The organism is Croceitalea sp. W27 (genome assembly GCF_055693185.1).
In genome coordinates this window covers 3,063,916-3,075,711 of record NZ_CM146327.1, presented here as the reverse complement: position 1 = coordinate 3,075,711, position 11,796 = coordinate 3,063,916, and the positions used below count along the sequence as shown (strand labels likewise).

10 protein-coding genes are annotated in these 11,796 nt (G+C 36.1%); 5 read left to right on the top strand and 5 right to left on the bottom strand.

The genetic code is table 11. The features are described 5' to 3' along the window. Positions 1-43 precede the first annotated feature (43 nt). Positions 44-880, bottom strand: coding sequence for a GLPGLI family protein (locus ACZ1GR_RS13845; RefSeq protein ID WP_472609513.1), 837 nt, complete (start codon positions 878-880; stop codon positions 44-46). 35 nt (positions 881-915) lie between these two features. Continuing rightward, positions 916-1,281, bottom strand: coding sequence for a hypothetical protein (locus ACZ1GR_RS13840; protein ID WP_472609512.1), 366 nt, complete (start codon positions 1,279-1,281; stop codon positions 916-918). Between the two features lie 122 nt (positions 1,282-1,403). On the opposite strand from ACZ1GR_RS13840, the gene ACZ1GR_RS13835 reads away from it, so the two are divergent. From ACZ1GR_RS13835 to ACZ1GR_RS13815, 5 genes are all read left to right on the top strand, one after another. Beyond that, positions 1,404-2,924 (top strand): sensor histidine kinase, encoded by a 1,521-nt coding sequence (locus ACZ1GR_RS13835; RefSeq protein WP_472609511.1) that lies wholly within the window; start codon positions 1,404-1,406, stop codon positions 2,922-2,924. Then, complete coding sequence (locus ACZ1GR_RS13830; protein WP_377767325.1) at positions 2,921-3,601, top strand: response regulator transcription factor; 681 nt, start codon at positions 2,921-2,923, stop codon at positions 3,599-3,601. Before ACZ1GR_RS13835 ends, ACZ1GR_RS13830 begins: the two co-directional genes overlap by 4 nt. Before the next feature lie 99 nt (positions 3,602-3,700). Beyond that, positions 3,701-4,315 carry a deoxynucleoside kinase gene (locus tag ACZ1GR_RS13825; RefSeq protein ID WP_377767326.1) on the top strand — a complete coding sequence of 205 codons (615 nt, stop codon included), beginning with the start codon at positions 3,701-3,703 and terminating at the stop codon, positions 4,313-4,315. 194 nt (positions 4,316-4,509) lie between these two features. Then, positions 4,510-4,944 (top strand): hypothetical protein, encoded by a 435-nt coding sequence (locus ACZ1GR_RS13820; RefSeq protein WP_472609510.1) that lies wholly within the window; start codon positions 4,510-4,512, stop codon positions 4,942-4,944. 135 nt (positions 4,945-5,079) lie between these two features. Then, positions 5,080-5,781, top strand: a complete 702-nt coding sequence (locus tag ACZ1GR_RS13815) for an energy transducer TonB (RefSeq protein WP_472609509.1) — start codon at positions 5,080-5,082, stop codon at positions 5,779-5,781. Between the two features lie 248 nt (positions 5,782-6,029). On the opposite strand, the gene ACZ1GR_RS13810 is transcribed toward ACZ1GR_RS13815, so the two are convergent. The 3 genes from ACZ1GR_RS13810 to ACZ1GR_RS13800 form a co-directional block, all read right to left on the bottom strand. Then, on the bottom strand, positions 6,030-8,432 hold the full coding sequence (locus ACZ1GR_RS13810; RefSeq protein ID WP_472609508.1) for a sodium-translocating pyrophosphatase: 2,403 nt from the start codon (positions 8,430-8,432) through the stop codon (positions 6,030-6,032). 125 nt (positions 8,433-8,557) lie between these two features. Next, positions 8,558-9,091, bottom strand: a complete 534-nt coding sequence (locus ACZ1GR_RS13805) for an inorganic diphosphatase (RefSeq protein ID WP_377767331.1) — start codon at positions 9,089-9,091, stop codon at positions 8,558-8,560. Positions 9,092-9,178: 87 nt separating this feature from the next. Further along, complete coding sequence (locus tag ACZ1GR_RS13800) at positions 9,179-11,674, bottom strand: DUF5686 family protein (RefSeq protein WP_472609507.1); 2,496 nt, start codon at positions 11,672-11,674, stop codon at positions 9,179-9,181. Positions 11,675-11,796: the final 122 nt, after the last annotated feature.

Here is an 11,796-nt window from a genome sequence, read left to right as displayed (position 1 = left end):
TTTTGATTGATTGCTTTTTGTAAGAACTAGGTTTACTTTTTGCTTATCCTCCTATTCTAATTTCAAAAGAAGAATGTTGTCCTTTTTTCTTTCCACCACCATACATTTTATTCATCTTTTCGGCATGTTCTTTCATAATGGCTTCATACTCTTCTCCATCTACTTTTTTACCTTTTGATGGTATCTCAATAGTTACAGGCTTTTCAGGGTTTAGCACTACTTGAGTACATATCATAATTCTTCTTCCATTACTTACCTCTAAAATAAGACCGGGCAACCCCCAATACCTTTCTGGACCATGGTTAACAGGTATTTCTGGTGCGTACCAAACTGTTGTGGTCTGCATACGCTTTTCCTTTTTTTCTTCGCTTTCTCCATTTACATCAGAAAAAACCGTTTCTGTAACCTCTCTTTTAGAAATTGCTTTGTAACAAGTGTATTTCCCTATTTGTTTTGTTTCTGAAGTCATTTCCCATTCTACGGGTTCTAACTCATCTGCCACTAAAAATAATTTACCAAAGGCATCTGCGCTTTCTAGAGACTTCTTTGTCTTTGTATTTTTGTACAAAAGCCCATCACTGCCTCCACCATTACCAACAATTTGAATTTGTACATTCATACCGCTTGCAGCTGCCGGCTTATCCAACTTTTCAAGCTCTCTCCAGTTAGATTCGGTTTTATTAAATGTAAGTTCAAAATCTTTTTGCATAGCAAATCTTAGTTGCTCTTGAATCATGTCCATTTGGTTGGCACTTGTTTCCGTACTATCCATTTTTAGCTCCATTTTCATATCGGTCTTGTATATGGCGGAACCTGTAAAATCTTGTGCAAATGATTTTATAGAAAGCAAAATCATAAATGCGTAAAAAGTATTCTTCATTATTAGTTATTTGGATTATTTACAAATGAAAATTTCTATTCAGTCATTCGTTCAATGACCTTGACCATTCTATCGGTTTTTTCTGCTAATTGCTCAATTACCGCTTTCTTATTTTCAGATATTCCGGTAACCAATACCTCCATATTATTAATTACAAGGTTGTTTTTGTTTTTCAATTTTAAATCTTTAACCTTCACCGATACCTCAATGGAGTCTTGTGGGGCATTTTCTTCAAATACAGCTATCATATCATTCCAGTTAATAGATTTTAATTCTTTCAATGTGTTGACTTCGAACCCAAGACTATTGATAGTAGCATATACTTCTTTTTCTTCTTGACCAAAAGACTGAAAAGAAAGTAATAGCACTAATACGGTACTAAGCATGGCGAATTTTTTCATGGTTTTCTATTTTGTGATTATGTCAACAAATTTGAAAGTATTGTATCGAAAACAAGGTTAACCAGTGTTAACGAGTGTTAACCGATTACCCTACGCCTATTTATTGTGCTTACTTTTGAAATGTGAAACAGCAACACTATAAAGCATTACTATACTTTATTACGATTACCATCGTAATAACAATTGGTATACAGGTCTATTGGAACGTTCAAAACTATAACACCAATAAACAACGATTGCTGAATGAGGTGCAAATAAGTTTAGATAATGCTGTAGAGGCTTATTATGCTGATTTTGTTAAAACTGATATATTCACCTATACAGACTCATCATTCACTGATTACGAATCGGTTGGAAAAAAAATGGGGGATTTTATCACTAAACTTGATTTAAAACAGATCCATTCTGAAACTGACACCAACAACGCTAAAACTAAAATCAGTACCATTAAATTCATTGAGAATTCAGACTCTTTGCATAATCACGATTTTAACATCTTTGATGGTAAGATGAGTGATACAACAATTATACTATCATCTGTAAATATCAATGAAGTTCGTAATATTTCTGCCATTAAGGCGAAAACAATTAGTGATAGTATTAGCAATCTATCTGGCCTATTTAATAAGCTAACAATCTCTATTAATCAAGATTCTATCAGCTTTCAAAGCATGGACTCGCTTTTAAAGAAGGAGTTGGAACGAAAAAGAATAGACGTAGGTTTTGGATTAAATCATTACAAAAGCGATACTATTTATGATAGCTACAAAATAGAACAACAGAAAGGCCTACACCTTTCCACATTCTCTAAATCTACCTATTTACCGACCAATCAAAAATTACAACTGCAATACACTAACCCGACCAAAAGCATTCTAAAAAGAAGTTTTACGGGCATTATACTGTCATTATTGTTATCAGCCTGCATAATTGCCTGCTTGTTTTACTTACTGCACATTATTAATAAGCAAAAAGAACTGGCAGAAATAAAGAATGACCTCATCAGCAATATTACCCATGAGTTTAAAACCCCGATTGCAACTGTTTCGACAGCGATAGAGGGCATTAAAAATTTTAATCAAGCAAACGATAAAGCGAAGACCGAGAAATACCTCAATATTTCTGGGCAACAGCTTAAAAAATTGCATTTGATGGTAGAAAAATTACTGGAGACTGCGACTTTAGACAGTGATAAACTTATTGTTAATACTGAAGATATCGATTTAGCGATGGTACTAAAGGGTCTCGTTGAAAAATACAAAATGCTTTCTCCTGAAAAGACCATTTCTTTTAAGAGCAATAGCAGCACTTTAAGTGCCAAGGTAGATCCGTTTCATTTTGAAAATGCGCTCGCCAATCTAATTGATAATGCCATAAAATATGGTGGAGACATTATTGAGGTCAATCTTAACTCGCTGTTGAATTCCGTAGAGATAACTGTTGCCGACAACGGTGGCAAAATAGATAAGAACCAACGCGAAAAAATATTCGATAAGTTCTATCGCGTTCCTACTGGTAATAGACACGATGTAAAAGGTTTTGGAATAGGTCTCTTTTACGCTAAAAAGATAGTTGAGAAACACAATGGCTCACTTTCACTCGTGCCAGATACTACAAATACAATTTTTAAAATTGTTTTATGAGTCAACCAATCAAAATATTATTGGCAGAAGATGAATTGGCATTAGGGCAAATCGTAAAAGAAAGTCTTGAAACTCGAAATTTTGAAGTTCTTTTTTGTGAAAATGGTGAAACTGCCCTAAAGACTTATCTCAAAGAAAAACCTGAACTCTTGGTACTTGATGTGATGATGCCAAAAAAAGATGGCTTTGAACTTGCGCAAGAGATTAGGGTTAATGACAAACATGTTCCTATTATATTCCTTACTGCGAAATCGCAGACCAAAGATGTCGTTGAGGGTTTTGAACATGGTGGCAACGACTATCTAAAAAAGCCTTTTAGCATGGAAGAACTCATTGTTCGCATTCATGCCTTGTTAAATAGAAATCGTTTAAAAAAGACGAAAGACAAAATACAGATCGGTGACTATATTTTTGATTACACCAAACAAAAGTTAGCATACGATACCGAAGAAGTGCCGCTTACCCATAGAGAGGCAGAACTTCTTTTTCATTTATCAGAGGTACGAAACGAAATACTTGACCGCTCTTTAATTCTAAAAAAAATATGGGGCGATGATGATTTTTTTAACGCCAGAAGTATGGATGTTTTTATCACCAAACTCCGAAAAAAGCTAAAAAAAGACGAAAACATCCAGATTGTAAACGTTAGAGGATACGGCTATAAACTTATTTGCTAGCCCCACCTGTATTTCACCTTAATTTTTTCCTGTAACTGGATATACTTTGTATATTGCAGCCCCTCGTTTTTAAATAATACAGCTAAAACACACCATACAATGCACATTGCCGTTGCCGGAAATATTGGAGCAGGAAAAACCACATTAACAACCTTATTAGCAAAACATTATAAATGGGAAGCACATTTTGAAGATGTGGTAGACAATCCTTATTTAGATGATTTTTATACGCAAATGGAGCGTTGGAGCTTTAACCTTCAAATCTATTTCTTGAACAGTAGGTACAGACAGATCTTAAAAATTAGGGAAGCGGGCAAGAAAGTAATTCAAGATCGTACCATTTATGAAGACGCACATATTTTTGCCCCCAACCTTCATGCAATGGGCCTAATGACCAATAGGGACTATAACAATTACAAGAGTCTTTTTGAGTTAATGGAGAGTTTAGTTCAGCCACCAGATTTACTTATTTATCTGCGTAGTTCTATCCCCAACTTGGTAAATCAGATTCACAAACGCGGGCGCGAGTATGAAAATAGCATCTCTATTGACTATTTAAGTCGTCTTAATGAACGTTATGAAGCTTGGGCGAATACCTATGAAAAAGGCAATCTTTTAATTATTGATGTCGACGACATTAATTTTGTTGATAATCCTGAAGATTTAGGAAACGTTATCAATAAAATTGATGCCGAAATACATGGGCTTTTTTAAATCTAAAGATTTTCGAATACTAAATCAACTATCTTTTTTAGCTAAGACTCCATGAACCAATCAAATAATTCGATGTCTTACTACTTCTTCGTAATTCTTTAAAATACAGCGAAATAATTAACATTTTAACAATTCTATTTTTCAGCGTTTGAAATGCAGTCTACATTTGTCTTCCCAAATCAATTGGCCGTATTATGCAAAAAATAGCAGAAACCCCATTTTATAAAAATGCCTTTCAAGAGCTCAATTATTCTTTTGGAGACTTTTATTTATTCGAAGATTTTGTAGTAGCAGAAATTAAAGAAGGTGTAATATTCAATTGGGAAGACCATGCGAAACAAGTTGTTGAAGAAATCGCAAATCTCTATGAAGACAACGTTAAGAACATTGTCTACATATCGAACAGAGTACATACCTATTCTGTTGTGCCTAGCGATTGGCTGCGATTTTTTAAATACAGTTATACCCTTAAAGGCTACGCCGTTGTTAGCCGTGGAAAACGACCTATTCTCGAAAAACTTTTTATGAAGGCTTCCATGAGAAATTTTGTCAGCCTTGACAAGGCCATAAAATGGGCATATGAACTTCGAGCAGAAAATAATGCCAGGTCTAACAGATTAAGTGCTTGACATTTAAAATGTCATTTTTCAATATATTTTAAGAATAATAAAGTCGTTTCACTCACCCAGAACCTACTCTCCCTCATTATAGATTTTTAATAGCTTAATTACAAGCTACTTTCATTGTATAACTATAAAAAAGATATGATGGAAGCAAAAAAGAAGGAACACCTAAAATTAGAAAAGAATAGCGGACTCTACTTTGCTATTGGAATGACCTTAATTCTAGCACTAGTTTATACTGCACTAGAATGGAAAACTTTTTACTCAGAACCTGACTGGAAGATTACTCAAAATGTCTTAGATGTTATGGAGGATGACGTTCCCATTACCGTACATTATATGAAACCTCCCCCACCTCCGGTTGCTCCAACAGTAATTGAAATAGCTCCAGATGACCCTGAAATTATTGAGAGCGTAATTGAAACTACCGATCCAAATCAAGACACAGAAATATTGGAACCGACTGCTATTAACCTAGAAGAGGTTGAAGAAGATATAACCGTTATAATTGACCTTATCGACGAAGTTCCTATATTTCCTGGTTGTGAAGATGCGACAGATAAAAAAGCTTGTTTTCAAAAAATGATGACCAAGCATGTAAATCGCAATATTAGATATCCTGATTTAGCCATGGAACTAGATATTGAGGGAAGAGTGTCTACCCAGTTTATTATTGGAAAAGATGGTACGATAGAAAACGTGAAAATGAGAGGCCCACATCAAGTATTAGAAAAAGAGGCTGCCAGAATTATAGCAAAGTTACCTAAAATGACACCTGGCAAGCATAAAGGTAAAAATGCTAAAGTTGTTTTTAGTATGCCTATTACTTTTAAAATGCAGTAAAAAATTTGTCACACTGAGCCTGTCGAAGTGTATTACCAATATCCTTCGACTGCGCTCAGCGGCATTAATTATATTTTCGGTTACAAGAAATCAAACCCCTCCTTCATTCGCATAAGCGAATGTCACCTCCCCTCATCTCAGGTGAGGAGCTTTAAATTTTATGAAGAAAAAAACCTGCAAACTTTCATTTGCAGGTCTATGTTGGTTGGTTTGCCCTTCTAGATTATCTGGAAGGGCTCAATCCAAACTTATTCAATAGAAATTGCGCTATTGTACTTTTCAACAGCAGCTTTTACTTCTTCTTTAGTCGCTCCAGTAAACTCCTTTACTTCTTCAATTTTTTCTCCGTTAACTTCAGAAGTTGTAGTGACCACGGCTTTGTAGGCACCATCAGCGGTATTGCTCATTTCAACACGAACTTGCTTCTCCACTTGCTTAGTTTCCTTCATTCCATCGGTTGTAATAGAAACTGTAGTTCCATCAGCTTTGAGCATGCTCACTTCATCAGCTGGTGAAAGACTTACCAAACTTGGAGCAATTACCAATGCCACTACAGACATTAATTTCAATAAGATGTTTAATGAAGGACCTGAAGTATCTTTAAAAGGATCACCAACAGTATCACCTACTACCGCAGCTTTGTGCGCATCAGAGCCTTTTTTACCATCACTCTCAATGGTTTTCTTAGCATTATCCCATGCACCACCGGCATTAGATTGAAAAATAGCCATTAAAACCCCACAAGTTGTTACACCTGCCAAAAGACCACCTAGCATTTCAGCTCCTCCAAGGAAACCGACTGCTACAGGAACAGCAATTGCCAATAAACCTGGCAATACCATTTCTCTAATCGATGCCTTTGTAGAAATAGCAACACATTTGTCATATTCAGCAACACCATCGGCAGCATCGAAAGTTGCTCTTTGCTCAGGTGTAGCTTTAGACATATCAGAATCTACAGCTCTCATTACTTCTAAGGCTGCTTTTAATTGAGGAATATCCCTAAACTGACGTCGAACTTCTTCGATCATGGCCATTGCCGCTCTACCTACAGCATTCATGGAAAGGGCAGAGAATACAAATGGTAACATACCACCTACTAATAAACCTGCCATTACGGTAGGCTTAGAAACATCGATACTGGTTACATTGGCCGTTTGCATAAATGCCGCAAACAATGCCAAAGCAGTTAATGCAGCAGAAGCAATTGCGAAACCTTTACCGATTGCTGCAGTTGTATTACCAACAGCATCTAATTTATCTGTACGTTCACGTACTTCTGGCTCCAATTCTGCCATTTCAGCAATACCACCAGCATTATCAGAAATTGGTCCGTAAGCATCTACAGCTAACTGTATTCCTGTATTTGCCAACATTCCAACAGCAGCAATTGCAATACCGTAAAGACCTGCAAAATGATGTGATACCAAAATTGCAGCAGCAATTAAAAGAATTGGAAACATTGTTGACATCATACCAACACCTAAACCAGCAATAATGTTTGTTGCTGCTCCAGTTTCTGATTGACGTACAATTGAGTTTACAGGTTTTGTACCGGTTCCTGTATAATATTCTGTTACTTTACCAACGGCCAACCCTGCAACCAAACCAGCAAGTACTGCCCAGAAAACACCCATTGAACCATACTCAGCACCATTGAATGTCCAGCTTTCTGGTAACATATTTGTTATAATGAAGTAAGAAGCAACTAGCATTAAACCGGCAGAACCGAATTCTCCAATATTTAAAGCTGTTTGTGGGTTACCCCCATCTTTTACTTTTACAAAGAAGGTACCTATAATAGACATGATGATACCTACTGCAGCTAGTACCAAAGGAAGATATACCGCACCCAAACCATCAAATTCTCCAGCGAATGCAGGTATTTGTGTAAATGCAGCACCCAATACCATTGTACCTATGATAGAACCTACATATGATTCAAAAAGGTCAGCACCCATACCAGCAACATCACCAACATTGTCACCAACATTGTCTGCAATAGTTGCAGGGTTTAATGGGTGATCTTCTGGGATACCAGCTTCTACTTTACCCACAAGGTCAGCACCAACGTCTGCCGCTTTGGTATAAATACCACCACCTACACGTGCAAAAAGAGCAATTGATGAAGCTCCTAAAGAGAATCCAGAAAGTACGTTCAATACTTCACCAAGTTCCCATCCTTGACCACTATAAATTGCAAATAATCCACTTAGACCAAGAACACCCAAGCCTACAACACCAAGACCCATTACTGCGCCACCGGCAAAAGCTACTTCTAAAGCTTTTCCTAATGACTTTCTAGCTGCATTTGTTGTACGTACATTAGCTTTGGTAGCCACTTTCATACCAATAAACCCAGCTAAAGCAGAGCAGATTGCACCTACTATAAAAGATACGGCAACCATTCCGTTTGAGCCTTCTTCGTTGCTTCCTTTAAAGAATAAAAGAATAGCAACCGCTACAACGAATACACTTAATATCTTGTACTCAGCTTTTAAGAAAGACATTGCTCCATCTGCAATATTCTTTGCGATACGAGCCATTTTGGCATCACCAACTTCTTGTTTTGAAACCCAACCGCTTTTAATAAAAACGTAAATCAAGGCCAAAACACCGAATGCTGGTAAAAATTGTACTATTTGTTCCATAGTTATTCAGTTAATTATTTAGTTTTTTTGAATTTTTTAATGCGTGCAAATGTAGTAAAATAGGTATGAATAAAAAAAGCATCCCAAAAATTGTGGGATGCTTAAAATCAATTCGATGGAATTGATTATATCATAAAAGTCCGCTTGAGTTTGTGCTCACTCTCGTCATACCTTTTTACACATTCATGGTAAATCTTTATCGCCTCTTTGGCATCTCCCCAACCCCCTGTATCAACTTTTTTCTCTTCTAAATCCTTATAGACCTTAAAAAAATGCTTTATTTCTTTTTTTCGATGTGGGTTGATGTCACTTAAATCATTCTTTTTGTTCCAAACAGGGTCGTTTACAGGCACACATATTATCTTTTCATCGGGTCCCTTTTCATCTGTCATGTGAAATACGCCTATTGGCTTAACTTCCATAACAACCATAGGATATGTGGGCTCTGTAGTCATTACCAAAACATCCAAGGGATCTTGATCTAAAGCCAAGGTTTCTGGAATAAATCCATAATCTCCAGGATACATCATTGAAGAAAACAAGGTTCTATCAAAACGAATTTTGTTTAACGTAAAATCATATTCGTATTTGTTCCGACTTCCTTTCGGAATTTCAATTAAGACATCAAATGTTACAGTTTCTTCTGCTTCTTTACTCATAGATTTTTAAATTATTGTACGAAAATACCTCTATGGAACGTCATTTAAGTTAAGATAGTATGAAAAATGACTATCGATTAGAAATATTTAAAAATTAAACCCAAAACTTCCGGTAACACCAAAAGCACGGGCATCTGGGTTTTCTAGATAATTACCACGGAAGTTAAAATCTATTCTAAAGATTTTAAAGATATTACCTATCCCCAAGGAATACTCCCAATAAATTTGCTCATCGGGAGCCAGCAGAGGAATATTTGTCGGAGCGCTCAAAGCAATGTTTTCATCTGAAATCTGTCCCCAAGCACCTCTAAGACCAACAATCTCCCTTAGGTTCAACTTTCTAAGAAAAGGAATTCGTGAAAACAACCTTCCATTAAAATTATGTTCTAGGTGCACTGTAGCATAAGTGTCTGTCACAAATTCATAAAAATCAAGATTTGGAAAGGTTTTGTACAATGAAAAAACGGTCTGGTTACCAGGTATAACGCTTAAAAGCCCCAAAGGTACCTCTCCAAAAGTTTTCCCTAACTCAACCGTACTGGTCAAACGACCAAAACCACCTATCTGCCAAGGCTGGGTATATGAAAATTGAACCCTTTCATAATCAAAATCACTTTCTAAAAAGCCACTAATACCCTTTGTATAGTTAAACAGAAGTGTGCTGTGATTATCATTGATATTCAAACGTTCGACCCCATAACCGATGGTACGTTTACCAGGGGTATATACTAAAGTAGTATTGATATCGAATTGTTTTACTTCAGAAGAAATGCCTGTTGGCGAACTAGCATCAACATAATCTAAACTGAAATCTTCGGGAAGTGCAGAACTTAAGGTTCTAAACGAACTGCCTATAAGCACCCTAAAATTTTTGATGGGTTCTATCTCTGCATTAAAAACGGATAGATTAATATTGGTCAAACGATTGTTATTACCTACAGAAACCAAAGACGACGAAGCAATACTTCGGCCCAAAACATCGTTTGTACTGGTTAAACTAAGCCCTAATTGCTCTACATCACGTCGATGTCCACCCGAAATAATGAGCCTATTTTTTCTATCCAACAAAAACTTTCCTGAAACGCCATGTTTAAATTTCTTATCATCAAAACCGTAAGCGGTATAAGCCTCTAAACGCCAAGGGTCATTCTGCCCAAAAAAGGTTCTAGCGCCTCCCCTTACTCGAATTCCTTCTGCGTCATTTATACCAAATGTGCTGTAAATATCACCTATATCAAGGTTCCATTTGTCAATTTCGATATACCCTGAACCCAAAACACTAACAATGTCATAGTAGGTATTGAACTTGGGTACTGTTTTTAAGGTATCCAGCAACTGAAAAATTCCAGCTTCATCTTCATTTAAGCGCTCTAATCTTGCATTTTTCCAGAACGTTGTATCCCTATCAAAAACCCTTGGATCATATGGGTCAGATTCAGATTTGTAAAAGGCCTCTCCTTTTTCTTGGTCAAAAATGTAGTTGTCAAAAACAGTTGTACGCTTGCCATAAACACCTCTTGATTTCTCTTTTTTAGAAAAAGCAAAATCACTTAACATATAGTCGCGCTTCAGTAAAAAAACAGAATCATTGACCACATTAAAGTCTTGTTCTATATAAATTTCTTTTACCCAATTTATATTAGCGCTCTTTGTAACTTCTAGATTTATCTTCTTTACGGCAAACGTAGAATCGTTGACCCAAAAGTCTCCTTTAAAAGTAAGTTCATTTTTTCTTCGAGGGTAGTAGATGATATTATAGCACCACTTATTGTCTATAAAAGTGCTATCGGATAATACATAATTATACGTATCGACACCTGTTTTCGAAAGTGGACTTGTAAAACTCTTGTCAAAAAACTTTAGGTAATTATCATAAATGTTGTAGTCAGAATATAAGTCTTCAACGAAGGCTGTTATAGCTTGATTGCCTCCAAAACCAGAGTTTTTGTTACCCAATACACCTTCCTTTCTTAGTGCCAGCCTATTGTCTCCATATACTTTGGAGAAAACTTCGTTTAGAAACATGGGCAAATAGGTCTTGCCGGTTATTCGTGAGGTATCTAAATCTGCAAAAATGAACTCTAAACCTTTAAAAAGCCGACTTTTTATCAATGCACTATCAATAGTATTTAGGTCAAACTCAACCTTTTCATACTTATCATATTGATATGTCTTGAACTTATTTACACCGTTCTCCCGTTTCTTCGCCCAAATCTTTTTTAGAATATCAATTGCCGGATTATTTTTCTTGGATTGTTTACCCGTATAGATGACCACCTCGTCTAACTGTTCAGTCGATTCTTTCAAAATAATTTCTAGCTCATAATTAACCTTAGAAGCAAGTTGCAATTCTTGAGTTTCATATCCTATAAAGGAAACCAGTATCGTATCATAGGTTTCCTCAGATTCGAAATAGAACCGTCCATTATCATTGGTAATTGTTCCTTCTGAAGACCCTTTGAAAATGATATTGGCGAAGGCCACCGGACTGTCAAACTCATCTAACACAATACCGCTAACCTTAGTTTGGGCATTCAAAAAAGAAAAGAAGGAAATTAAAAGTAGAAATAGAATTTTTCTCATGCCTTGATAGGGTGTTACAAGAATGGCCAGATACTACCTAGCCTATTATTGTTCGCTCAATTTGATTTTAAAGTAACTTCTTATCAAAAACTATTCCTTAAAAAAGCCTCGTCAACATAAGT